Origin of the sequence: Atlantibacter hermannii, from assembly GCF_009907385.1 — a bacterium.
Classification (GTDB): domain Bacteria; phylum Pseudomonadota; class Gammaproteobacteria; order Enterobacterales; family Enterobacteriaceae; genus Atlantibacter; species Atlantibacter hermannii_A.
Map to the genome: position 1 here is coordinate 332,961 of NZ_JAAATR010000042.1, position 24,537 is coordinate 357,497.

Genomic DNA, 24,537 nt, shown 5'->3' on the forward strand with positions numbered 1-24,537 from the left:
ATCCCGATATCTCAGGGATGTTCCGGCAACGCCAGTTCATCAAACCCTAACGCCAGCGTGTGACGCATCACGTCGACAACCCGCTCGCTTGCGCCTTTTACCGCTTCAGCCAGAGTTGCCCCTTGCAGCAGCTTGCCTGCCAGCGCCGAACAGAACAGATCGCCTGTTCCTTTCAGCTCCGCATTAACGCGCGGATGCACAACCACTTCAACAGTGTCAGCCGTTACCAGAGCGACCTGCATGCGATCAGGCGGCACATCGTCGCCTGGCGCGCTGGTTACCGCTACCCATTGCGTATGGCCGTTAAGCAACGTTCTGGCAGCGTCTACCGCCTGTGCGAGTGTCAGGCTGGCGCGCCCTGTCAGACGCTCCAGTTCGAAGGCGTTAGGCGTAATGCCGGTCGCCAGCGGCAGTAACCGCTCGCTATAAGCCTGCGGCAGTTCCTGCTTCACATAAATCCCGCTGTCGGTATCGCCCATCACCGGATCGATAATCACCCACAGATGCGGATAGCGCTCACGTACCCGCGCCAGCCAGTCTGCGAGGATATTTGCCTGCCCTACGCTGCCGAGGTAGCCGGTGATAATTCCCTTCACATGCCGCACCGCGTCACGTTCCAGCAGCCCGGTGAGATAGCCTTTAAACCAGTCGTCGGGAATGGCTCCGCCGTAAAGGCTGGGGTAATGGGGCGTATTGCTGAGCAATACTGTCGGCACGGCCATGGCCCGAAAGCCTGCCTGTTGCAGCGTAGGGATCGCGATACTGTTGCCCACGCTGCCGTACACCACCTGCGACTGGACGGAGATAATATCCGTGCGCAGCGCCCGCTGCCCGTCGCCAAATAAGATTGCGGTCATCTTTTATCCTTCCCTGGTCATCAGGGCATGCTATCCGCGAACGGAGAGCGGCTTAAATGCCCGCTCCCTGCGCGTAGCTCTCTTCACCAAATACGCCGGTCGAGAGATAACGGTCGCCGCGATCGCAGATAATCGCTACAACAATTGCGCCTGGATTTTCACGCGCCACCCGCAAAGCGCCAGCCACGGCTCCGCCGGAACTCACGCCGCAGAAGATACCTTCGCGGCTGGCTAACTCGCGCATGGTATTTTCTGCTTCTCGTTGATGAATATCCAGCACCACATCGACCAGGTCGGCATGATAAATCCCCGGCATATATTCTTCCGGCCAACGTCGAATGCCCGGAATGCTGCTGCCCTCTTCCGGCTGCAGGCCAACAATGGTCACGGGTTTCGCCTGCTCGCGCAGAAAACGACTGACGCCGGTAATGGTGCCGGTAGTCCCCATGCTGGAGACGAAATGGCTGATGCGCGCACTGGTCTGACGCCAGATTTCCGGGCCGGTGGTGCGGTAATGCGCAAGGGGGTTATCGGGATTGTTAAACTGGTCGAGGATATAGCCTTCACCACGGTCCGCCATCGCCTGGGCCAGATCGCGCGCCCCTTCCATACCCTGCTCTTTGGTGACCAGCACCAGATCCGCCCCATAGGCGCGCATCGCCGCGCGGCGCTCCATACTCATGTTGTCCGGCATCAGCAACTTCATACGGTAGCCTTTCAGCGCCGCAATCATCGCCAGCGCGATGCCGGTGTTGCCGCTGGTGGCTTCGATTAACGTATCGCCGGGTTTGATGTCGCCGCGCTTTTCCGCTTCGACGACCATCGACAGCGCCGCGCGATCTTTTACCGAACCCGCCGGGTTATTGCCTTCCAGCTTTAGCCAAATTTCACTGCCGTTATCCGGCCCCAAACGCTGCAATTTGACCAGCGGCGTATTGCCGATAGTGTGTTCTAATGTATTCACGTCAGTCTTTCCAGAGCATAAAAAAAGCGGCTGCGAAGCCGCTTTCACATCGTCGATCGCAACAAACTATCAGGCGGATTCGGCCAGGGCAATACTCTCAATTTTCTCATTGCCGTTATACAAACGGGCATGTTGCAGGCCAACAAACAGGCGCTCGCCGCGATGCGGGACATAATCTTCCCGTAAAACAACGGTTAAGGTTTCGTCATACCAGCCGAGCGGCTGTACCACCAATTGCATATAGTGGCCGCGCGGGCTCACTTCCAGCACCTGTACCGGCAACGGCGATTCCAGGCTGGTGCGGCGGCTGACGTCCACTTCCCACGGGCGCAGGAACAGATCGACCGGCCCCTGGTGCGCAGGCGCGTAGCCCAGCGGCCAGCGGTGCGCGCCGACGTGGAACTGGCTGCCGCGAATGGTGCCGTGCAGGCGGTTCACTTCGCCGAGAAACTCCAGTACGAAGCGGGTTTCCGGCTCGCGCCAGACGCGCTCCGGCGCATCCGCCTGTTCGATATGGCCCTGGCTCATCACCACCACGCGGTCTGCCACTTCCATGGCCTCTTCCTGATCGTGAGTCACGAAGACGCTGGTGAATTTCAGCTCTTCATGCAGCTGACGCAGCCAGCGCCGCAGCTCTTTACGCACCTGGGCGTCGAGCGCGCCGAAGGGTTCATCGAGCAGCAGAATTTGCGGTTCAACGGCCAGCGCGCGCGCCAGAGCGACACGCTGTTTCTGGCCGCCGGAAAGCTGGGCCGGAAAGCGGTCCGCCAGATGGGCGAGCTGCACCATCTCCAGCAGTTGGGTCACCTTCTGCCTGATGGCGCTGGCGCTGGGACGCTCGCGCTTCGGCAACACGCTCAGGCCAAAGGCGATGTTGTCGAACACCGTCATATGGCGGAACAGCGCGTAGTGCTGGAATACAAAACCCACTTTACGGTCGCGGGCATGCAACCGGCTGACGTCGGTGCCGTGGAAGCGAATATGCCCGCTGGACTGGTGCTCCAGGCCCGCGATAATCCGCAGCAGCGTGGTTTTGCCGGAGCCGCTCGGCCCCAGCAGCGCCACCATCTGGCCGGAGGGGATATCCAGAGAAATATCATTAAGCACCTGCGTGCGGCCAAACGATTTTTTAATTCTGGAAATCTCAATGCTCATGATTGCTCTCCTGTTGCTGGCGTTTTTCCTGATGATGCAAACGCCATTGCAACGCACTCTTTAAAAACAGGGTCAAAATTGCCATCAAGGTCAGCAGCGCGGCAGCAGTATAGGCGCCGACCGTGTTGTAATCCTGCTCAAGTAATTCGATTTGTAGCGGCAGCGACAGGGTCTCACCGCGAATGGAGCCGGAAACCACCGATACCGCGCCAAACTCGCCGATGGCGCGGGCGTTGGTCAGCACCACGCCGTAAAGCAGCGCCCAGCGGATGTTCGGCAGCGTAACCCGGCGGAACATCTGCCAGCCCGACGCGCCCAGCAAAATAGCGGCTTCGTCTTCGTTGCTGCCCTGGCTGAGCATCACCGGCACCAGCTCGCGCACCACAAACGGACAGGTGACGAAAATGGTCACCAGCACCATGCCCGGCCAGGCGAACATCACCTGGAGGTCGTTATCACCCAGCCAGCCGCCGAGCGGGCCGTTCGAGCCGTAAAACAGCAAATACACCAGACCGGCCACCACCGGAGAGACCGCAAACGGGATATCCAGCAGAGTCAACAGCAACTGGCGGCCTGGAAAGTTAAAGCGGGTCACCAGCCATGCCAGCAGCGTGCCGAACACCAGGTTAACCGGCACGGTGATTAACGCGATTAATACCGTCAGCCAGATAGCGTGCAACATGTCCGGATCGGCCAGGTTTTGCAGCACCGGCATCAGCCCTTTGCTGAATGCCTGGACGAAGATATACACCATCGGCACCACCAGGATCAGCGCGCTGATCAGCACGCCGGTGCCAATCAGGAACCATTTCCCCCAGTTAATGCCGGGCTTACCGTAGCTTTTCAATTCTGTAACCTGCGCCATTAGTGACCTACCACGCGTCGGCCAAAGCGACTTTGCAATGTGTTGATAGCAAACAGCAGCAGCAACGAAGCGGCCAGGATCACCGAGGCGATAGCGCTGGCGGCCGGGTAATCAAACTCCTGCAAACGCACAAAAATCATCAGCGACGTGACTTCCGTTTTCCAGGCGATGTTGCCGGCGATAAAAATCACCGCGCCAAACTCGCCCAGGCTACGGGTAAACGACAACGCCACGCCCGCCATCAGCGCCGGAGAGAGCTCCGGCAATACCACGCGGGTAAAACTCTGCCAGCGGCTGGCACCGAGGGTTTCCGCCGCTTCTTCGTATTCGGGACCCAACTCTTCCAGCACCGGCTGCACGGTGCGCACTACAAACGGGATACTGGTAAACGCCATCGCCACCGCGATACCCAGCCAGGTATAGGTGACTTTGATATCCAGCATCGCCAGCCACTCACCGTAAAAACCGTTGACCGAAAACAGCGACGCCAGGGTCAAACCCGCCACGGCGGTGGGCAGCGCAAACGGCAAATCCATCAGCGCATCCAGAATGGTGCGTCCGGGAAAACGGTAGCGGGTCAAAATCCACGCCATCAGCAGGCCGAACACGCCATTGAAGATGGAGGCCACGCCCGCCGACAGGAGAGTAACTTTATAGGCGGCGACCACCTGCGGGTTGGTCACCACCTCCCAGTATTGCGCCCAGCTCATCTGGGACAGCTGCATCACTAACGCGCTTAACGGCAATAACAAAATCAGGCAAACAAACAGCAGGCTGGTGCCCAGGCTTAACGTGAAGCCCGGCAGCACCCGGCGGGTAGAGACTGCGAACATTACTTACGCCCCGCCGCTAACAGCTTGTCCAGCTCGCCGCCGCTGTTGAAATGGGTTTTCATCACGTCCGGCCAGCTACCAAACTGGTCTTCCACGCGGAACAGTTCGGTCTGCGGGAATTTATCTTTCATCTTCGCCATCACGTCCGGGTTATTCACGCGGTAGTAATAGTCGGTGATGATGGTCTGCGCTTGCGGGCTGTAGAGGTAGTTCAGGTAATCCTTCGCCGCTTTCTCAGTGCCGTTGGCTTTGACGTTTTTATCCACCCAGGCCACCGGGAATTCGGCCAGCACGTTGACTTTCGGCACGACCACTTCGAAGCCTTCTTTGGCGTACTGATTGCGGATGTTGTTCACTTCCGACTCAAAGCTAATCAGCACATCGCCCAGGCCGCGCTCAACGAAGGTGGTGGTTGCGCCGCGACCGCCGGTATCGAACACTTCAACGTTTTTCAGGAACTGGGTCATAAACTGAGTGGTTTTGGCTTTATCGCCGCCGTCGGCTTTATCGGCAGCGCCCCAGGCCGCGAGATAAGTGTAACGCGCGTTGCCGGAGGTTTTCGGATTCGGGAAAATCAGCTTCACGTCGGAACGCACCAGGTCATTCCAGTCGTGAATGTTTTTAGGGTTGCCCTTACGCACCAGGAACGCCATGGTGGAGTAGAACGGCGAGCTGTTGTTCGGCAAACGGCTCTGCCAGTCCGCCGGGATCAGGTTGCCTTTGTCATGCAGGATCTGCACGTCGGTGACCTGGTTATAAGTTACAACGTCTGCTTTTAAGCCCTGCAAAATCGCCAGCGCCTGTTTTGACGAACCGGCGTGAGATTGTTTGATGGTCAGCTTATCGCCGTTGTTTTCCTGCGCCCACTGCGCCTCAAACGGCGTGTTAAGCGCGGCAAACAGCTCGCGAGAGACATCGTAAGAACTGTTCAGTAATTCAGTCGCCTGCGCAGGGCCAGCTAACACCAGGACTGCAAGCGCACTGCAAATTTTTTTCGCTGATTTAACGGCCATTACGCACCCTTATAAATGTGATGACGATCCTGGCCTCAGTTTATTTATAACGAGTGATAAAGCAGTAACGCTTTTATATACCGTTTGGTGATTTGGAAGTCGAAAAGAGAATAAGCGCGGCAGAAAACCGCGCTGTGCAGATTTTACAAACTGTTGAGGCGGTCCAGCGAGGGCGCGAAGTAATAGCCGCCGGTGACCGGTTTGGTGAAGCGCAGCATGGCGTCGCGTTTGCCGTCCAGGTCGCCGAACATGCTCAGCAACTGCTGTTCGATATTATGCAGCGTGGCGCAGTAGGCGCAGAAGTAAAGGCCGTGGGTGCCGCTGGCGGTGCCGTAAGGCAGGCTCTGGCGGACAATTTTCAGCCCCCTGCCGTTCTCTTTAAGATCGACGCGGGTCAGATGCGAGGTCACGGGGCGTTCATCGCCGTCGATCTCTTCATTGTCCTGTTTGGTGCGGCCAATCATCATCTCCTGATCCGGCACGCTCATCCGGTTCAGCTGTTTGAGATTGTGCTCCCAGCGCTGTACAAACACATAGCTGCCGCCCGCGTCCACGCCGTCGTTAATCACCGCCACGCTGCGGCGCACGTCATCCCCGGCCGGGTTTTCGGTGCCGTCAACAAAGCCGCTGAGATCGCGGTCTTCCACCCAACGGAAACCGTGGGTTTCTTCCACCACAGTCATCGCGTCGCCAAAGGCAGCGATGGCCGCCTGTGCCACGGAAAAATTCACGTCGTGGCGCAGAGACAAAATATGGATCAGCAAATCGTGCTGCGTGGCGGGGGCCAGGCCCTTGCCCAGCGGCGCGAAGTTTTTCAACTCTTCGCCGCCCACGCCGCCGCTGATATCGCGCCAGACGTCGTGCCCGAAAGCGATCACCGCGCCTAAATGGGCATCCGGGAAGGCCGCCTGCAGCTCGGCCAGTTTGCTGTTAAAGGTTTTACAGCCTGCGCGCACCGCATCGAAATTTTCGGATACGTTTGCTTCTATCCAAATTGCGGCGCGGCAATGTTCGGGCAGAATGCCACTTTGAACCTGAGACATCTCTCCTCCTGAAAACGAGGCCACAGAACGTGACCAGAGATGTCCGGCATTTTACCTGATTTTTCGCGCCGCGCCTTGCCCGGGCGCAAGATCGCCGCGCTTAGCGACGCCAGACGATTTTGCTGAGTTTCCAGCTTTTTAACGCATCATCAGACGGCATTAATCCTTCCGGCCCACGCCACTCGCCTGTAAACAGATAGGTGATGTGCTGGCTATCCGGTGCCTGACACTCAACGGCGCTGGCGTCATCGCCGCTGCCCTTCTGGCACGCGCCGTAGGCTTTGCTGTACAGGGAACTGAATTCCGTGCCGACTTTCACCCCGCTGGCGGTTTCCACGTCCGGATCCAGCACGTCAATACGGCTCACGGTGCCCTTTTCACCGTTGATCACCATGGCCAGCGTGTCGCCTTTCAGGGCTTCGTAATAGCGCTCAATATTGCCGTTAGCGGTTTTCATCCCGCTGCGTAGGCGGTAGTCGCCGTTAAGCCCATCGGCAATGGCTTTCTCGTCCATCGCCGTGCTGGCGGTAATGTCCCCGACGCCATTTTCAGAGACCTCAACAGAAGAGCTAAACCAGTTGACGGGGTTCATCGCTCCCCAGTTCATTCCGGACAGGGTTGAACACCCGGCAAGCAGAAACGGTGCCGCACACACCAGCAGACGCAATTTCATTCGCGATTCCTTTTTAAAAAACAACCCACCTTGGAGTGTCGCCGGGCCGAAAAGTGCCCGGTTTACGCATCAGAAGGTGAAAAACAGGCTTTTAAGCGCGGATTGGTCAGCAGCCAGACCAATGCCACGCCATCCAGCACCATCAGCGCCAGGGTGACGCCGCTTAACGCCGCTTCGCTCACCGCCATGGCGATCTGCCAGATTAACAGCCCACACTGGGCCGCAATCAATATCCAGCGCCACGCCGTCCAGAGTTTCGGCCAGCGCTCTCGCCTGCCGCTCAGCAGAAACGCCAGCACCGCCGGAATGCCCGGTAGCAGCCCCAGCCAGAACGTCTCGCTGTCGGGATAAAACAGCCTCATCAGCGCCTCGCCCTGTTCGCGGGATGCGCCCGCCGCCACAAACAGCACCCAGGTTCTGGCCTGTAACAGTAACACCAGCCAGAAAAAAACCGGCAATTTCAATCGCCCGTGCGGGTCATAATCGTTTGGTAAAAACATGTATAGGTCCTGGACAGATGAGACATCTGAGCGAGAATTATGTCACTGGCATTGCGTTTAAGACAAAATTCTCTGCCTCATCACAAATGGAGATTGATATGAAAAAAACCTTTGTTGCCGCTTCCATCGCGGCAGGTTTGTTGTTCAGCGTGACCGCGTTCGCCCAGCAGTCTGGTGGATTTAGCGGGCCAGACGCCACCAAAACCCAAAACACTCCGACCACGCAAAACACCCAAAAAGGCGGTTTCGTCGGCCCGGACGCCGCCACCACCACCGTGGAACAGGCCAAAGGCCTGCGTGATGACGCATGGGTGGTGCTGGAAGGCAATATCGTTCGTAAGGTCGGTAAAGAGCTGTATGAATTCCGCGACAGCACTGGCACCGTGAATGTCGATATCGACGACGATAACTGGGGCGGCGTCTCCATCACCCCGAACGACAAAGTGCGTATCGAAGGTGAAGTGGATAAAGACTGGAACTCGGTAGAAATCGACGTGAAAAAAGTGACTAAGGGTTAAACAACAAACCCGCCACGCGGCGGGTTTTTAATACTCTTCGTCTTCGATAAGCCGCTTACCCAGGCTTAATACATCCTGGTGCTCGTAGCCGAGACGTTCGTACATGCCGAGCACCACATCATTTTCTTCACGGATGAGCAGTTGAAGCTTCGGGCAACCGCGCGCGATCAGTTTCTTTTCCAGACGGCTGAGCAGCGCATTGGCGATACCGCGCCCGCGGAATTCAGGATGCACGCCGAGATAATACGCGGAGCCGCGATGTCCATCATAGCCGCCCATTACCGTACCGACGATCTCCCCGGCCACTTCTGCCACCAGGAACAGCGATACGTCGTGATTGATTTTGCGCTCGATATCCATTTCCGGGTCGTTCCAGGGGCGAAGCAAGTCGCAACGTTCCCACAGGGTGATCACTTCCTCGAAATCGTCCTGGCGAAAAACGCGTATCTCCATGGTATTCCCCATTATTTATGGAATAAAAAACGTGATTATGGCGTTAACGGCATCAATAGCCAATATCCCGGACCAAAACTTCACGGTTAATGGCATAATAACGCCCCCGTCGTTGTCTGAAACGAGCCGTAAAACTTTTCTTATCATAGAAGGTCGTGCGGATAACCACGGTAAGCTATAACTCTATTCTTTTGTTCTAACCGACATTCAGGCCGCATGAGCACGATAAAATTTACCAAACTCACCCGACGCCAGATGCTGTTGACTGGCCTCGCCGCCCTGACCCTTTCAGGTGTGAACAAAGCCTTTGCCCGGGAAGAGAGCAAAGCGCTGAAAACCTCCAACGGACATACCCCGGCGAAGAAGAAAAAATCCGGCGCGCGCCGCGTCGTGGTGCTCGATCCGGGCCACGGCGGGATCGACACCGGCGCGATTGGCGCTAACGGCTCAAAAGAAAAGCATGTCGTGTTGGCGATTGCCAAAAACGTGCGCAATATTCTCAAGAGCAAAGGGATCGACGCCCGGCTGACCCGCAGCGGCGACACCTTCATTCCCCTGTACGATCGGGTGGAAATCGCCCATAAGCACGGCGCAGACCTGTTTATGTCGATCCACGCCGACGGCTTCACTAATCCATCGGCAGCGGGGGCATCGGTATTTGCCCTGTCGAATCGCGGAGCCAGTAGCGCCATGGCGAAATACCTCTCCGAGCGCGAGAACGCCGCGGATGATGTCGCAGGCAGCAAGGTGAAGCAAAAAGACCAGTATTTGCAGCAGGTGCTGTTCGATCTGGTGCAAACCGACACCATCAAAAACAGCCTGACGCTGGGATCGCATATTTTGCGCCAGATTAAGCCAGTGCATCGTTTGCACAGCCGCTCCACCGAGCAGGCGGCGTTTGTGGTGCTGAAATCCCCGTCGGTGCCGTCGGTGCTGGTGGAAACCTCGTTTATCACCAACCCTGAAGAGGAACGGCTGCTGGGCACCCAGGCGTTTCGCCAGAAAATCGCCAACGCCATCGCCAGCGGGGTGATCAGCTATTTTAACTGGTTTGATAATCACAAAGCCCACTCCAGACGAGGCTAAGCCATGACGCCGGATATTTCAGCGGTTAAACAGTTTTTGCTGGGTTTGCAGGATCGGATTTGCCAGCAGCTCAGCGCCATCGACGGCGCAGACTTTATCGAAGATAACTGGCAGCGCGACGCGGGCGGCGGCGGGCGCAGCCGGGTATTGCGCGACGGCGGCGTGTTCGAGCAGGCGGGGGTTAACTTTTCCCACGTTTACGGCGATGCCCTGCCCGCTTCCGCCACCGCGCACCGCCCGGAACTGGCGGGGCGCAGCTTCGAAGCGATGGGCGTTTCGCTGGTGGTGCATCCGCGTAATCCTTATGTCCCCACCAGCCATGCCAACGTGCGGTTTTTTATCGCCACCAAGCCCGATGCCGAGCCGGTGTGGTGGTTTGGCGGCGGGTTCGATTTAACGCCCTGTTACGGCTTTGAAGAGGATGCGGTGCACTGGCACCGTACCGCGCGGGATCTGTGCGCGCCGTTCGGCGAGGACGTTTACCCGCGCTACAAGAAATGGTGTGATGACTATTTCTTCCTGAAGCACCGCAACGAGCCGCGCGGCATCGGCGGTCTGTTCTTCGACGATCTCAACACCCCGGATTTTACGCGCTGCTTCGCCTTTATTCAGGCGGTAGGCCAGGGCTATCTGGATGCGTACCTGCCCATCGTCGAGCGCCGTAAAGCGCTGGCCTGGGGCGAGCGCGAGCGCGATTTCCAGCTCTATCGCCGGGGCCGCTATGTGGAATTTAATCTGGTGTGGGATCGCGGCACGCTGTTTGGACTGCAAACCGGCGGGCGCACCGAATCGATATTGATGTCGATGCCGCCGCTGGTGCGCTGGGAATACAATTTCCAGCCCGAGACGGGCAGCCCTGAGGCGGCGCTTAGCGAGTTTATTCAGGTCAAAGAGTGGCTGAAGCCATAAAAAAAATCAGACGCCGCGGCGTCTGATTTTCATTGCAACGCAGGATTACAGCGGATTGGTCTGCGCTTCAACAACCGCCAGCGCTACCATATTGACGATACGACGCACCGACGCGATCTGCGTTAATACGTGTACCGGTTTCGCCACGCCCATCAGCACCGGCCCGACGGTTACGCCTTCTGAACTGGAGACGCGCAGCAGGTTGTAGCTGATCCGCGCCGCTTCCACGTTCGGCATCACCAGAATGTTGGCAGAGCCTTTCAGCGGGCTGTCCGGCATACGTTCGTTACGGATGCTTTCAATCAGCGCCGCATCGCCGTGCATTTCGCCGTCAATCATCAGGTCCGGGGCGCGTTCGCGTACCAGATCCAGAGTTTGGCGCATTTTGGTGGCCGCCGGAGAGTTGGAGGAACCAAAGTTAGAATGCGACAGCAGCGCCACTTTCGGTTCAATACCAAAACGACGCACGGTTTCCGCCGCCATGATGGCGATTTCCGCCAGCTGTTCCGGCGTCGGATCGTCGTTGACGTAGGTATCGGTGATAAAGGTGTTGCCGCTCGGCAGCAGCAGCGCGTTCATCGCCCCCGCCGCTTTCACGCCTTCACGGTAGCCGAAGATCTCCTGCACCACGCTGAAATGCTCGTGGTAATCGCCGATGGTGCCGCAAATCATGGCATCCGCTTCACCGCGATGCACCATGATCGCGCCGATCACGGTGGTGTTGCCGATCACTGCTTTTTGCGCCTGCTCCTGGGTAATACCGCGGCGCTTCATGATGGTGTAGTACTCGTTCCAGTACTCTTTAAAGCGCGGATCGGATTCATTGTTGACGATCTCGAAATCGACGCCCGCTTTGATTTGCAGACCCAGCTTCTGGATACGCATTTCAATTACGCTCGGGCGGCCCACCAGGATCGGCTTCGCCAGGCCGAGGGAAATCAGTTCCTGGGTCGCGTGCAGCACGCGGTTATCTTCCCCCTCGGTCAGTACCACGCGTTTCGGATCTTTACGCGCCTGGGAGAAAATCGGCTTCATAAACAGGTTAGTTTTGTAAACAAACTCGGTGAGCTTATCGATATAGGCATCGAAATCTTCGATCGGGCGGGTCGCCACGCCGGAATCCATTGCCGCTTTCGCCACTGCCGGCGCAATCTTGACGATCAAGCGCGGGTCGAACGGTTTCGGGATAATGTATTCCGGGCCAAAGCTCAGATCCTGATCGCCGTAGGCCGAGGCCACCACTTCGCTCTGCTCCGCATGGGCCAGTTCGGCAATGGCGTGGACCGCCGCCAGTTTCATCTCTTCGTTAATGGCGGTTGCGCCCACATCCAGCGCGCCACGGAAGATGAACGGGAAGCACAGTACGTTATTCACCTGGTTCGGGTAGTCGGAGCGGCCAGTACAGATAATCGCGTCAGGACGCACTTCTTTCGCCAGCGGCGGCAGGATTTCCGGTTCCGGGTTAGCCAGCGCCAGGATCAGCGGCGCGCGCGCCATTTTTTTGACCATCTCCGGGGTCAGCACTTTCGGGCCGGAACAGCCGAGGAAGATATCCGCGCCGTCGACCACGTCGTCCAGGGTGCGTTTGCCGTCATCTTCTACCGCGTAAGCCGCTTTGGTTTCCGCCATGTTCGGCTCGCGATCTTTATAGATGACGCCTTTCGAGTCGCACACCACGATGTTGTGCTTCTGCATCCCCAGCGCCACCAGCAGGTTCATACAGGCAATCGCCGCCGCCCCCGCGCCTGACACCACCATGCGCACGTCAGACAGATTTTTTTCCACCACGCGCAGGCCGTTCAGAATGGCGGCAGTACTGATGATCGCCGTGCCGTGCTGATCGTCGTGGAACACCGGGATATTCATGCGCTCACGCAGCTGCTGCTCAATATAGAAGCACTCCGGCGCTTTAATATCTTCAAGGTTGATACCGCCAAAGGTCGGCTCCAGCGCGGCGACAACGTTAATAAATTTGTCCGGATCCAGTTCATCCACTTCGATATCGAAGACATCGATACCGGCAAATTTCTTGAACAGCACGCCCTTACCTTCCATCACCGGCTTACCGGCCAGCGCGCCAATATTGCCAAGGCCCAGCACTGCGGTGCCGTTGGAGATCACCGCCACCAGATTGCCGCGTGCCGTGTATTTAAAGGCCGCCAGCGGATCTTTTTCGATTTCCAGACAAGGCGCGGCAACGCCTGGCGAATAGGCCAGCGCCAGATCGCGCTGGGTGGCAAGCGGTTTGGTTGGAGAAACCTGAATTTTCCCTGGTACCGGAAACTCGTGGAAATCGAGGGCACTTTGTTTCAACTGTTCATCCATTTTTCTGGTCCTTTACTTTTCGTTCTGGGAAGTAACGGGAGGGCAATGCGTACCGCGCCCTTTTTGAGTGGGCCATAGTATGGCCCTTTGACGGCTAACAAACTTTGAACGTTGCCAAAGTATCATCAATGTATGGCAAAGATTGTTAGCAATTTATAGAGACTATGTTACCTGCTGCGCCAGGCAATGCCATGCCTGTCTGCTATGCTTTTTTGTTATGCACTTGGTTTCTTGTTTAAGGGAGCGCCGGGAAGCTCTCTGATAAGCATTTGTATACAAAGGAGTAAATTTCATGAACCAACTAGAAGGTATCAAACAGTTTACCACCATCGTGGCCGACAGCGGCGATATTGAGTCGATTCGCCATTATCAACCGGAAGACGCCACCACCAACCCCTCGCTGTTACTGAAAGCCGCCGCCCTTGAGGCTTATAAGCCGCTGGTCGAGGACGCCTTACGCTACGGTAAATCCCGTGGTGAAACGCAGGAACAGCAGATTGCCGAAGCCTGCGACAAACTGGCCGTTAACATTGGCGCGGAAATTCTGAAAAGCGTGCCAGGACGCGTATCAACCGAAGTGGATGCAAGGCTCTCATTCGACAAGCAAAAAAGCATTGAAAAAGCCCGCCGTCTGGTGGCGCTGTACGCCGAACAGGGCATTGATAAATCACGGATTCTGATCAAGCTTGCTTCCACATGGGAAGGCATCCGCGCCGCGGAAGCGCTGGAAAAAGAAGGCATTAACTGCAACCTGACGCTGCTGTTTTCCTTCGCCCAGGCGCGTGCCTGCGCCGAAGCGGGCGTTTACCTGGTGTCGCCGTTTGTCGGGCGCATCTACGACTGGTATCAGGCCCGCAAGCCAATGGACCCCTACGTGGTGGAAGAAGATCCGGGCGTGAAATCGGTGCGCAATATCTATGACTATTACAAGCAGTACCGCTACGACACTATCGTGATGGGCGCGAGCTTCCGTCGTACCGAGCAGATCCTGGCGCTGGCAGGCTGCGACCGCCTGACGATTTCGCCTGATTTGCTGAAACAGCTCCAGGCCGCCGAAGAAACCGTCCAGCGCAAACTGATCCCCACTCCGCAAACCTTTAAACGCCCTGCCCCGATGACCGAAGCGGAGTTCCGCTGGGAACATAACCAGGACGCAATGGCAGTAGAAAAATTAGCGGAAGGTATCCGGTCATTTGCCGTTGATCAGCGCAAACTTGAGGATCTGCTCGCCGCAAAATCGTAATCCTTTTACTTTGAAAAATAACGGGTTAACCCCTTTATCAGCCATGGAGAACTCTATGTCTCGACAAGCGCTCGCTAACGCCATCCGCGCACTCAGTATGGACGCCGTACAAAAGGCCAACTCGGGGCATCCCGGTGCCCCAATGGGGATGGCGGATATCGCGGAAGTGTTGTGGAATGATTTCCTGAAGCACAACCCCAGCAATCCCACCTGGTACGATCGCGACCGGTTTATTTTGTCTAACGGTCACGCGTCAATGCTGCTGTACAGCCTGCTACACCTCTCCGGCTACGACCTGCCGATTGAGGAGTTAAAAAACTTCCGCCAGTTGCACTCAAAAACCCCGGGCCACCCGGAAATCGGCTATACCCCAGGCGTGGAAACCACAACCGGGCCGCTCGGCCAGGGGCTGGCGAATGCGGTGGGTCTGGCGATTGCCGAGCGCACGCTGGCGGCGCAGTTTAACCAGCCGGACCATGAGATTGTCGACCACTATACCTGGGTGTTTATGGGCGACGGCTGTTTGATGGAGGGCATCTCTCATGAAGTGTGTTCGCTGGCGGGCACGCTGGGGCTGGGCAAGCTGATTGGGTTTTATGACCATAACGGCATCTCGATCGATGGCGAGACCGAAGGCTGGTTTACCGACGATACCGCGAAGCGCTTTGAGGCCTATCACTGGCATGTGATCCCGGATATCGACGGCCATAACCCGGACGCGGTGAAAAAGGCCATTGAAGAAGCCAAAGCGGTCACCGATAAACCCTCGCTGATTATGTGCCGCACCATTATCGGTTTCGGTTCACCGAATAAAGCCGGTAAGGAAGAGTCCCACGGCGCGGCGCTGGGGGAACAGGAAGTGGCGCTGGCCCGTAAACAGCTGGGCTGGAACCATCCGGCATTCGAGATCCCGAAAGAGATCTACCAGCAGTGGGATGCCCGTGAAGCCGGCGGTAAAGCCGAGCAGGCCTGGAATGAGAAATTCGCCGCCTATAAAAAAGCCCACCCGGAACTGGCTGCGGAATTTGAGCGTCGGATGAGCGGCGGGATGCCGGAAAACTGGCAGGAAACCACGGCGCAGTACATTAAAAAACTTCAGGCGGAACCGGCGAAAATCGCCACCCGTAAGGCATCGCAAAACGCACTGAACACTTACGGCCCGATCCTGCCGGAACTGCTGGGCGGCTCGGCTGACCTGGCGCCGAGTAACCTCACCATCTGGTCCGGTTCCCGATCGCTGAAAGAGGATGAAGCGGGAAACTATATCCACTACGGCGTACGCGAATTCGGGATGACCGCCATCGCCAACGGCATCGCCCATCACGGCGGATTTGTGCCGTATACCGCCACCTTCCTGATGTTTGTCGAGTACGCCCGTAACGCGGCGCGTATGGCGGCGCTGATGAAAGCGCGCCAGATCATGGTCTATACCCATGATTCCATCGGCCTCGGCGAAGATGGCCCGACGCACCAGGCCGTGGAACAGCTGGCCAGCCTGCGTTTAACGCCGAACTTCAGCACCTGGCGTCCGTGCGACCAGGTCGAAGCCGCCGTGGCGTGGAAAGCGGCGATTGAGCGCCATAATGGCCCGACGGCGCTGATCCTGTCGCGCCAGAACCTCGCCCAGATGGATCGCTCTGCGGAGCAGATCGATGCCATCGCCAAAGGCGGTTATGTGCTGCAAGACTGCGAAGGGCAGCCGGATCTGATCCTGATCGCCACCGGTTCAGAGATGGAGATCACCGTGCAGGCAGCCAAAACGCTGACGGACGAAGGTTGCAAAGTACGCGTGGTGTCGCTGCCGTCTACCGATGTGTTCGAAGCTCAGGATGAGAGTTATAAAGAATCGGTATTGCCGCGCGACGTGCGCGCCCGCGTGGCGGTTGAAGCGGGAATTGCCGACTACTGGTACAAGTACGTGGGCATCGACGGCGCGATCGTCGGGATGACCGGCTATGGCGAATCGGCCCCTGCCGAGAAGTTGTTCCCGTTCTTCGGCTTTACTGCGGAGAATGTGGTTAAGAAAGCGAAACAGGTGCTGGGTAAATAAACCCAAAAGCCTGCCCAAACGGGCAGGCTTTTTTACTTCGTGACCCACAGCGTCGGCCAGGCGTCTGGCGTGTTCCAGTCGTCGCAGCTCGGCTCTTCAGCATATTTCACCAACCGGAAACGCTGGCCGTCGTAGCGCCAGCGCGTGGATACGCCACAGTCGCCTTTGCCACGGCCTTTCGCCAGCGTCACCAGTTCACGGGCGCGCTCGTCAAAACTGGCGTTCATCAGTTCAATATCATTGGTTTGGTTGGCGGGAGTAAAAGGCAGGCGCAGACGGACCGCTCGTGAACTTAACGGCTTTTTGCGCTCCACCAGCCAGGCTAAATCCACCACGTTATACGCCCCCATCTCACAACTGATAATCATCAGCGCCTTATCGTCAGTCAGCGCATAAACCCGCACTTCGCGGCGCATCGGGTCCAGTGAGCACTGGGTGTTATTCATTTGCCAGCCGCCGTAGTCGAGCAGCTCGTTAAGCTCTTCTTTGCTTAATGGTGTTGGCGTAGGGTTCTTCACCGCCACGGCTTTCAGGGCAGGCGCAGGCGGTACATTAAGCGGCGGTTCATCGCCTTTAGCGACCCATGCGGTTTCATTGCCCACACGCTTTTGCTGGGTGTCGATAAAGGTGACTGCGTCTTTAAGTCCTGCCAGAGAGATTTTACCGGCGCCGCCCGCCAGGGTGATCTGTCTGGCGTTCTGGATCTGGGCCAGAAAGGCGGTGATGGTGAGCGGTTCGTTGTTGATTAACCGACGGGGTGTGATTTGCCATTTTGCGCCGGTAGGGAAAAACGGCTTATCGTCGAGCAGCATGCGCGGGGCAATCGGCTGCCCATCGCTGGCGGGCTGGGAAAAACTGCCCTTTTCAATACGCATTTCCACATCGGTATGCGCGCCCGCGCTGCGGCTCAGGGTCATGACCAGACCGTCATGATTGCCGGTATTGCGGGCTTTGCAGAAATTTTGATTGTTGCAGGTGACCTGCCAGTCATCGAATTGCTTTTGCACCGGAGCGGCAAAAGCGTGCGCAGCCCAAAACAGGCTCGTTATGACCAGCAGTAAAACGCGTAGCAACATGAGGACCGGTACCCTGACGATAAAGGAAAACAGAGAATACTCTCCGCGCCTATCTTCGTTCCCAGGCGTCCATCACTCAATCAGATTTTTCGGATAGCTTTATTCAAATTTTGTGCAGCATAAACGACTGTATATCAAGACATAATGTTACGCATCGCCAGGAGCTGTAACAAAATGACCGTTTTCCCGTCGCGAATTTCACCGGTTTTCATCATTTCCATTGCACGATCGAACTGAATTTCCAGCACCTCAATATCTTCATCATCGATACCGCCGCCAGCGCTGGCGCGCTGTGAATCGTCATATTCGGCAAGATAAAAGGAGATCAACTCCGTGACGCCGCCCGGCGACATATACAGTTCAAAGACTTTTTCCACCTCGTCAACCTGGAAGCCGGTCTCTTCGATGGCTTCTTTACGGGCACACACCTCCGGCTCATCGTCATCCAGCAAACCCGCGCAGGCTTCAATCAATAATCCCTCCTGATTGCCGTTCACGTAAGTGGCAATGCGAAACTGGCGGGTGAGCACCACGGTCTTTTTATCACGGTTATACAGCAGGATTGTCGCGCCATTGCCCCGGTCATAGACTTCGCGGATATGGCGAACCGGCGCCTGTTCGCCTCTGGCAATGTCATAGGTCACATTGCGCAGAATGAAGTAATTATCGGAAAGGATTTTATCTTTAATAACGTTGATTTTTAGCGACACATCTACCACCTGGTCGGAAAGACAGGTATCTAGTGTACGTCGAAAATCACAGAAAAAAAGCCGCCCGTTGCAAGCCGGGCGGCTCAGCGGCATCAGAAGCCGTGCTTCACTTCGCTCATATCCGGGAGTTTATGGGCGATGCCTTTATGACAGTCGATACAGGTTTTCCCTTCCTTGATGGCCTGGTCGTGCATTTTGGCAGCCACCGTTTTCTGGGCGGTGAAATCCATGTAATCGAAGTTGTGGCAGTTGCGGCACTCTTGCGAGTTGTTGCCCTGCATTCGCCGCCACTCGTTTTGCGCCATCTCTAAACGGTGCTCTTCGAACTTGGCGGGGGTATCGATAATGCCGAAAATCTTGCCGTACAGCTCTTTACTGGCCTTAATCTTACGGATCATTTTTGGGCCCCACTCGTGCGGCACGTGGCAATCCGGACAGGTGGCGCGTACGCCGCTGCGGTTGTTGTAGTGCACCGTCTCCATATATTCCTGGTAGACGTTATTGCGCATTTCATGGCAGCTAATACAGAACTCTTCGGTGTTGGCTTTTTCCATACCGGTATTGAAGCCGCCCCAGAAGATAATCCCCGCCGCGAAGCCGATAAGCAGCAGCGTACCGAGCGCCATACGGCTCGGACGTCGCCACCACTGCCAGATCCGGCGGATCAGGCCAGGTTTACGTTGCTTTTCCATATCATCCCTCACTGACCAAAGCCTTTCGAAGGCGTGAAGGTGTTTTCAATGATGGCCGGCGCGTCGGTTTGCGGCACATGGCACTGCAGGCAGAAATAACGACGCGGTGCTACACCAGAAAGCACTTTGCCGTCGCTGTCCATAAAGTGGGTCGGGCTGATGCGCGGCGCGCCGGTGGTACGATAATGCTCGACACCGTGGCACTGCAGGCAGCGGTTGGTATTGGTGGTGACCTGATACCCATCCACGCTATGGGGGATCATCGGCGGCTGGTTTACGTAATTCAGCGCCATTTTCTCTTGCTGTTTAGGCATACGTATGGAGCCCTCCTGCGTGCCCGACACTTCCGGCGACTGTGTAAAGTCGACCGAATCTGCCGCCCACGCCGCACCGCTTATTAACAGCATCAATGCGGTCATCCAGGGAAAGAATCCATTTTTCAGGACTTGGCTTTTCATGATTTTGCTCCCGAACTCCATCTTGTTGTCATTTTTAAAACCTTTTCAGCACAGACATCGACGCAGCGACCGCAGGTCATGCAATCGCGATCCGAAATCTCTACCGGGCTTTCCTTATTCAGCACCGGCGACCGTAAAACCTGCGGCTCCGGGCAAACGTGAAAACAATCCATACAACGCGTACAACGTTCACGACCCGCCGCACTCACCGTAAACACACCCTTCTGCCCCGCCAGCGCGTACAGTGCGCCTACCGGGCACACGTGGCCGCACCAGCCATGTTCCACCACCAGCAAATCGAACAGAAACAGCGCCAGCAAAAGCCAGATCCCCGCGCCGAAACCGAAGATCAACCCGCGCCCCATCAGCGAGACCGGATTCACCCACTCCCACAGCAGCGAACCGGTGAGCGCGCTGGCTAACAGCACCATCGCCAGTACCAGATAACGCAGCCAGCGCGGCAGCGTGGCGGACGGCGTGATGTCGAAGCGACGGCGCAGCCAGGCGGCCAGATCGGTCAATGGATTCACCGGGCAAATCCAGCTGCAAAACAGCCGCTTTCCCGCCAGGGTATACAGCGCCAGAATCAGCACGCCGCCGAGCAACGCCAGTACGCCGGGCAGATGACCGCTCAACAAGCTTTGGGCAATCATCAGCGGATCGCTTAACGGCACCGTATCCAGCAGCAGGCTGCTGCTGTAGTTGCCGCGTAAGATCCACACCCCGAACCACGGACCGCTCAGAAACAGCGCCAGTACCAGCAGCTGCGTCACGCGACGCGCCATCAGCCAGCCGTAAGCGCCAAACACCCCTTTTACCGCCAGCGCATCGCGCCCGGCGTCCTGTTTACGATTTGCCATGGTTTCCCTCCAGCCAACCGAAACGGTAGTGATACCCCAGCTCGCCGCGCGCCAGGTCCAGCGGCAGCACTTTGATAGCGGCCTGTTCCAGCACACAGGCTTTCTCGCATTTTCCGCAGCCGGTGCAGGCATCGCTGTGCACCGTCGGCAGGAAACGCGCGTGTTTGCCGGTACGGGTATTGCGTTCCAGCTCCAGGGTGATGGCGGTGTCTATCGACGGGCAAACCCGGTAACAGACATCGCAACGCAGGCCCTGGAAGTTAAGGCAGTTTTCCTGATCGAGCAGGACGGCAATTCCCATGCGCGCATCGTCAATCGAGGCGATCTCTTTATCTAACGCGCCGCTTGGGCAGGCTTTGGCGCACGGAATGTCTTCACACATTTCGCACGGAATATCCCGTGCCACGAAGTACGGCGTACCGGCCTCAGGGCCGGACGCCAGCGTCGCCAGCTTGAGCGTGTCGTAAGGGCAGGCCTGAACGCATTGTCCGCAGCGCACGCAGGCGCGGGAGAATCCCGGCTCGCCCAGCGCGCCCGGCGGGCGTAACCGCACCCCCGTGGCGTGGCTACGCTGCTGCCCAAGCCCCAGCACCACGGCGACGGCGGTCAATCCGCCCGCTGCCCGCGCCATATCGCGCAGGAAGCGGCGGCGAGCCGGCCGAGGTGCGTTTTCCCGGGCCACGGTGGTTACACCTTCTCAACCTTCACGGCGCACTTCTTGAAGTCCGTCTCTTTGGAGAGCGGGTCAGTGGCGTCGAGGGTCAATACGTTAACCAGCTGCGCGGCGTCGAAGAACGGCATGTACACCAGCCCCTGCGGCGGACGGTTACGTCCACGGGTTTCCACAATGGAAATCAGCTCGCCACGACGGGAAACAACTTTCACTTTGTCGCCACGACGCAGGCCGCGAGACTGCGCGTCCAGCGGATGGATAAACAGCACGGCTTCCGGGAACGCGCGGTGCAGTTCCGGCACGCGGCGGGTCATACTGCCGGTGTGCCAGTGCTCCAGTACGCGGCCGGTGGACAGCCACAGATCGTATTCTTTATCCGGCGCTTCCGCCGCCGGCTCAAACGGCAGCGCGAAGATCACCGCTTTGCCATCCGGCTTGCCGTAGAATTTGTAGCCCTCGCCCGCTTTCACATACGGATCGTGCCCTTCGCTGTAGCGCCACTGGGTTTCTTTGCCGTCAACCACCGGCCAGCGCAGACCGCGCGCTTTGTGGTAATCGTCGAACGGCGCCAGGTCGTGGCCGTGGCCGCGCCCGAAAGCGGCGTACTCTTCGAACAGGCCTTTTTGCAGATAGAAGCCCAGCTCGCGGGATTCATCGTTCAGCTGGTCTTCCGCCAGTTCGCTCACCGGGAATTTCTTGACGTTGTCGTTAGCGAACAGCACGTCGAACAGGGTTTTGCCACGGTATTCCGGTTTCTGGGACAGCAGCGCTTCCGGCCACACTTCCTCAACTTTGAAGCGTTTCGCGAAGGTCACTAACTGCCACAGGTCGGATTTGGCTTCGCCGGGTGCCTGGACCTGCTGACGCCAGAACTGGGTACGGCGCTCGGCATTGCCGAAGGCCCCTTCTTTCTCTACCCACATGGCGGTCGGCAGGATCAGATCTGCGGCCAGGGCGCTCACGGTCGGGTACGGATCGGAGACGATGACGAAGTTGCGCGGATCGCGCCAGCCCGGCATACGCTCTTCATTGATGTTCGGCCCGGCCTGCATGTTGTTGTTGCACATCACCCAGTAGACGTTCAGCTTGCCGTCTTTCAGGGCGCGGTCCTGCGCCACCGCGTGGAGGCCGATTTTCGCCGGAATGGTGCCGGTAGGGATCTGCCACATTTTTTCAGTGATATCGCGGTGTTTCTCGTTGGTCACCACCATGTCAGCCGGCAGACGGTGAGCAAAGGTGCCCACTTCACGCGCGGTGCCGCAGGCGGACGGCTGGCCGGTCAGGGAGAACGGTCCACAGCCCGGCTGGGAGATTTTCCCGGTCAGCAGGTGGATGTTGTACACCAGGTTGTTGGCCCACACGCCACGGGTGTGCTGGTTGAAGCCCATGGTCCAGTAAGAAATCACTTTCTTCTTCGGATCGGCATACAGCTGCGCCAGCGCTTCCAGCTGATCTTTCGGTACGCTGGTCATTTCGGCGGTTTTTTCGAGGGTGTATTCCGCGACGAAGGCTTTGTACTCGTCAAAGGTCATCGGCTCAGAGGCATCGGAACCCGGATTTTTAGCGGCTTTTTCCAGCGGATGGGTCGGACGCAGGCCGTAACCGATATCCGTTGCGCCGCGACGCAGATTGACGTGTTGTTTGAAGAACGACTCGTTAACCGCGTTGTTTTGAATGATGTAGTTGGCGATGTAGTTGAGGATCGCCAGGTCGCTCTGCGGGGTAAAGACCATGCCGTTATCCGCCAGCTCGAAGCTGCGGTGCTGGAAGGTCGACAGGACCGCCACGGTCACGTTCGGATCGGACAGGCGACGGTTGGTGATGCGCGACCACAGGATCGGGTGCATCTCCGCCATGTTGGAGCCCCACAGCACGAACGCATCGGTTTGCTCGATATCGTCGTAGCAGCCCATCGGCTCATCCATGCCGAAGGTACGCATAAAGCCGACCACCGCCGACGCCATGCAGTGGCGCGCGTTCGGGTCGATGTTGTTGGTGCGCAGACCGGCTTTGAACAGCTTCGCAGCCGCATAGCCTTCCCACACGGTCCACTGGCCGGAACCAAACATGCCCACGGAGTCCGGACCCTTTTCTTTGATGGCGGTTTTAAACTTTTGCTCCATTACATCAAAGGCCTGTTCCCAACTGACCTGGGTAAACTCGCCCTCTTTGCTATACTGGCCGTCTTTCATGCGCAGCAGCGGCTGAGTCAGCCGGTCCTTGCCGTACATGATTTTCGGCAGGAAATAGCCTTTGATGCAGTTCAGCCCACGGTTGACCGGTGCGTCCGGGTCGCCCTGGCAGGCTACCATTTTGCCATTCTGGGTGCCGACTAATACGCCGCAGCCGGTGCCGCAAAAACGGCACGGGGCTTTATCCCACTTAATGGCATCTTGTTGTCCGACGACCGCCCGGGCCACGGACGGTACTGTGATGCCCGCTGCCGCAGCGGCCGCGGCGACGGCGTTAGCTTTCATAAAGCTACGACGACTGAGTTTCATGGTGTTTCCTCACCTTGCTCATCCTGCTGGTGGTAAACCAGCGACACCGCCAGCACGCCTGCGAGATTACGTGCCGACTCAATTCTTTCGATCAATGCCGCGCTGCTGGCGGCTTCCATCACGACCACCAGTTTCCCGGTGGCTTCTTCACTGGCTGCGACCTCGGTATTCGCCATGGCGTTGAGCCACTGCGTCACGCTTTCGGTGGCGTCAGGGCGCGTCTGGACGAATAAACTGGACACGTGCCATTCACGACTCATGACGACTCCTTAGGGTGATAGCTGAAACCGGACAGGCCGGGATACACGCCCCGCAAGTGGTACACGAAGACACATCAGGTTCAGGACGGGCGATGCCGTTTAGCGTGGGGCGAAAACGTATCGCCTGCATTTCACAGGCGTCCTGACAACAGCGGCACTCCACCTGGCGGTGCGCCAGGCAACGTTCGCTAATCGATAACCGGTAATCCCAGGGCGAGGCGCTTTGCGGTAAGAACAACTTCTCCGGGCAATGGGCGGCGCAGGCGTAGCAAAACGTGCATTCCGCCTGGTCGAAGTCCATTTTCGGGAAGCCACCTGCGCCGACAGTGAGCACACGGGTCTGGCAGGCAGTTACGCATTGCTGGCAGCGGGAGCAGCGTTCGACGAAATGATCCTCGTTGCCACTCCAGGGTGGACGAAATTCGGGTGCGCTGCTGCGCCAGCCCGTTAATAAACTTCGTCTCGACACTTCTGCCATCGGCAATCCTTGCAATCCAGTCGTACTAATAAAGAGGGAGCCCGCATTAACGATGCGGTTATTGGAGTGTGGTAACAATATGTGACAAGGGGTAGAGGGGGCATCACCCTAAGGGGGTAAATCCTGTAGTTGGATCAAGGATGAGGAGGGTTTGTCGCTGAGAGCGGCTTTTTGGCTGGCGCCAGGGGGGTTATTTGTTTGGTGGAATGTTTCGTTCGGGGGGAGGGTTCCGTTTTTTTTATAAGTGGAAGGGTTCCGTTTTTTTGTAGGGTGGAAGGGTTCCGTTCGGGGGAAGGGTTCCGTTTTTTGTAGGGTGGAATTGTTCCGTTCGCTCAGACTAAG

General features: G+C 57.5%; 25 protein-coding genes. 5 read left to right on the forward strand and 20 right to left on the reverse strand.

Annotated elements, in window-relative coordinates; all coding sequences use genetic code 11:
• Positions 1-11 precede the first annotated feature (11 nt).
• The 9 genes from pdxK to GV764_RS13375 all read right to left on the reverse strand — a co-directional run bounded on the left by pdxK (position 12) and on the right by GV764_RS13375 (position 7,903).
• Positions 12-857: a pyridoxine/pyridoxal/pyridoxamine kinase gene (gene pdxK / locus GV764_RS13335; RefSeq protein ID WP_161660564.1), complete on the reverse strand. Its 846-nt coding sequence runs from the start codon at positions 855-857 to the stop codon at positions 12-14.
• A 52-nt stretch (positions 858-909) separates the two neighbouring features.
• Positions 910-1,821, reverse strand: coding sequence for a cysteine synthase CysM (cysM, locus tag GV764_RS13340; RefSeq protein ID WP_161660565.1), 912 nt, complete (start codon positions 1,819-1,821; stop codon positions 910-912).
• 69 nt (positions 1,822-1,890) lie between these two features.
• Positions 1,891-2,976 (reverse strand): sulfate/thiosulfate ABC transporter ATP-binding protein CysA, encoded by a 1,086-nt coding sequence (gene cysA / locus GV764_RS13345; RefSeq protein ID WP_161660566.1) that lies wholly within the window; start codon positions 2,974-2,976, stop codon positions 1,891-1,893.
• A complete protein-coding gene (gene cysW, locus GV764_RS13350; protein ID WP_161660567.1) occupies positions 2,966-3,841 on the reverse strand; it encodes a sulfate/thiosulfate ABC transporter permease CysW in 876 nt (291 codons plus the stop codon). The genes cysA and cysW overlap by 11 nt, the downstream gene beginning before the upstream one ends.
• A complete protein-coding gene (gene cysT, locus GV764_RS13355; protein ID WP_125295661.1) occupies positions 3,841-4,674 on the reverse strand; it encodes a sulfate/thiosulfate ABC transporter permease CysT in 834 nt (277 codons plus the stop codon). The genes cysW and cysT overlap by 1 nt, the downstream gene beginning before the upstream one ends.
• Positions 4,674-5,687, reverse strand: a complete 1,014-nt coding sequence (locus tag GV764_RS13360) for a sulfate ABC transporter substrate-binding protein (protein ID WP_161660568.1) — start codon at positions 5,685-5,687, stop codon at positions 4,674-4,676. Before GV764_RS13360 ends, cysT begins: the two co-directional genes overlap by 1 nt.
• A 143-nt stretch (positions 5,688-5,830) precedes the next feature.
• Complete coding sequence (locus GV764_RS13365; RefSeq protein WP_161660569.1) at positions 5,831-6,730, reverse strand: Dyp-type peroxidase; 900 nt, start codon at positions 6,728-6,730, stop codon at positions 5,831-5,833.
• A gap of 100 nt (positions 6,731-6,830) precedes the next feature.
• A complete protein-coding gene (locus GV764_RS13370) occupies positions 6,831-7,403 on the reverse strand; it encodes an RpoE-regulated lipoprotein (RefSeq protein WP_161660570.1) in 573 nt (190 codons plus the stop codon).
• A 62-nt stretch (positions 7,404-7,465) separates the two neighbouring features.
• Positions 7,466-7,903 carry a DUF2919 domain-containing protein gene (locus GV764_RS13375; protein WP_161660571.1) on the reverse strand — a complete coding sequence of 146 codons (438 nt, stop codon included), beginning with the start codon at positions 7,901-7,903 and terminating at the stop codon, positions 7,466-7,468.
• A 98-nt stretch (positions 7,904-8,001) separates the two neighbouring features.
• Between GV764_RS13375 and GV764_RS13380 the strand changes: the two genes are divergently transcribed.
• Positions 8,002-8,421 carry a YgiW/YdeI family stress tolerance OB fold protein gene (locus GV764_RS13380; RefSeq protein WP_161660572.1) on the forward strand — a complete coding sequence of 140 codons (420 nt, stop codon included), beginning with the start codon at positions 8,002-8,004 and terminating at the stop codon, positions 8,419-8,421.
• 27 nt (positions 8,422-8,448) lie between these two features.
• Here the strand turns inward: GV764_RS13380 and GV764_RS13385 are convergent, their stop codons facing one another.
• On the reverse strand, positions 8,449-8,874 hold the full coding sequence (locus GV764_RS13385; protein WP_125295673.1) for a GNAT family acetyltransferase: 426 nt from the start codon (positions 8,872-8,874) through the stop codon (positions 8,449-8,451).
• Between the two features lie 216 nt (positions 8,875-9,090).
• Between GV764_RS13385 and amiA the strand changes: the two genes are divergently transcribed.
• Complete coding sequence (gene amiA, locus GV764_RS13390) at positions 9,091-9,960, forward strand: N-acetylmuramoyl-L-alanine amidase AmiA (protein WP_161660573.1); 870 nt, start codon at positions 9,091-9,093, stop codon at positions 9,958-9,960.
• A gap of 3 nt (positions 9,961-9,963) precedes the next feature.
• A complete protein-coding gene (gene hemF / locus GV764_RS13395) occupies positions 9,964-10,869 on the forward strand; it encodes an oxygen-dependent coproporphyrinogen oxidase (protein ID WP_161660574.1) in 906 nt (301 codons plus the stop codon).
• A gap of 45 nt (positions 10,870-10,914) precedes the next feature.
• Here hemF and maeB read toward each other — a convergent pair whose 3' ends face one another.
• Positions 10,915-13,194, reverse strand: coding sequence for an NADP-dependent oxaloacetate-decarboxylating malate dehydrogenase (gene maeB / locus GV764_RS13400; RefSeq protein ID WP_161660575.1), 2,280 nt, complete (start codon positions 13,192-13,194; stop codon positions 10,915-10,917).
• A gap of 292 nt (positions 13,195-13,486) precedes the next feature.
• Here maeB and tal point away from each other — a divergent pair, with 292 nt between their 5' ends.
• Positions 13,487-14,437 (forward strand): transaldolase, encoded by a 951-nt coding sequence (gene tal, locus GV764_RS13405; protein WP_161660576.1) that lies wholly within the window; start codon positions 13,487-13,489, stop codon positions 14,435-14,437.
• Between the two features lie 55 nt (positions 14,438-14,492).
• Complete coding sequence (gene tkt, locus GV764_RS13410; protein WP_161660577.1) at positions 14,493-16,487, forward strand: transketolase; 1,995 nt, start codon at positions 14,493-14,495, stop codon at positions 16,485-16,487.
• Between the two features lie 32 nt (positions 16,488-16,519).
• Here tkt and GV764_RS13415 read toward each other — a convergent pair whose 3' ends face one another.
• From GV764_RS13415 to napF, 9 genes are all read right to left on the reverse strand, one after another.
• On the reverse strand, positions 16,520-17,563 hold the full coding sequence (locus GV764_RS13415) for a DUF1176 domain-containing protein (RefSeq protein WP_161660578.1): 1,044 nt from the start codon (positions 17,561-17,563) through the stop codon (positions 16,520-16,522).
• Between the two features lie 134 nt (positions 17,564-17,697).
• Positions 17,698-18,273 carry a GDP-mannose pyrophosphatase NudK gene (gene nudK / locus GV764_RS13420; RefSeq protein ID WP_161660579.1) on the reverse strand — a complete coding sequence of 192 codons (576 nt, stop codon included), beginning with the start codon at positions 18,271-18,273 and terminating at the stop codon, positions 17,698-17,700.
• A 92-nt stretch (positions 18,274-18,365) separates the two neighbouring features.
• Entirely contained in the window at positions 18,366-18,965 is a 600-nt protein-coding gene (gene napC, locus GV764_RS13425; protein ID WP_161660580.1) for a cytochrome c-type protein NapC, read from the reverse strand.
• 8 nt (positions 18,966-18,973) lie between these two features.
• Positions 18,974-19,423 (reverse strand): nitrate reductase cytochrome c-type subunit, encoded by a 450-nt coding sequence (napB, locus tag GV764_RS13430; protein WP_161660581.1) that lies wholly within the window; start codon positions 19,421-19,423, stop codon positions 18,974-18,976.
• Positions 19,420-20,283 carry a quinol dehydrogenase ferredoxin subunit NapH gene (gene napH, locus GV764_RS13435; protein ID WP_161660582.1) on the reverse strand — a complete coding sequence of 288 codons (864 nt, stop codon included), beginning with the start codon at positions 20,281-20,283 and terminating at the stop codon, positions 19,420-19,422. Before napH ends, napB begins: the two co-directional genes overlap by 4 nt.
• Positions 20,270-20,965 (reverse strand): ferredoxin-type protein NapG, encoded by a 696-nt coding sequence (gene napG, locus GV764_RS13440; protein WP_161660583.1) that lies wholly within the window; start codon positions 20,963-20,965, stop codon positions 20,270-20,272. Before napG ends, napH begins: the two co-directional genes overlap by 14 nt.
• 5 nt (positions 20,966-20,970) lie before the next feature.
• Positions 20,971-23,457 (reverse strand): nitrate reductase catalytic subunit NapA, encoded by a 2,487-nt coding sequence (gene napA / locus GV764_RS13445; RefSeq protein WP_161660584.1) that lies wholly within the window; start codon positions 23,455-23,457, stop codon positions 20,971-20,973.
• The gene (gene napD, locus GV764_RS13450) at positions 23,454-23,717 is read right to left on the reverse strand and encodes a chaperone NapD (RefSeq protein ID WP_161660585.1); all 264 of its coding nucleotides are present in this window, start codon (positions 23,715-23,717) and stop codon (positions 23,454-23,456) included. The genes napA and napD overlap by 4 nt, the downstream gene beginning before the upstream one ends.
• Positions 23,707-24,195 (reverse strand): ferredoxin-type protein NapF, encoded by a 489-nt coding sequence (napF, locus tag GV764_RS13455; RefSeq protein WP_161660586.1) that lies wholly within the window; start codon positions 24,193-24,195, stop codon positions 23,707-23,709. The genes napD and napF overlap by 11 nt, the downstream gene beginning before the upstream one ends.
• Positions 24,196-24,537 lie beyond the last annotated feature (342 nt).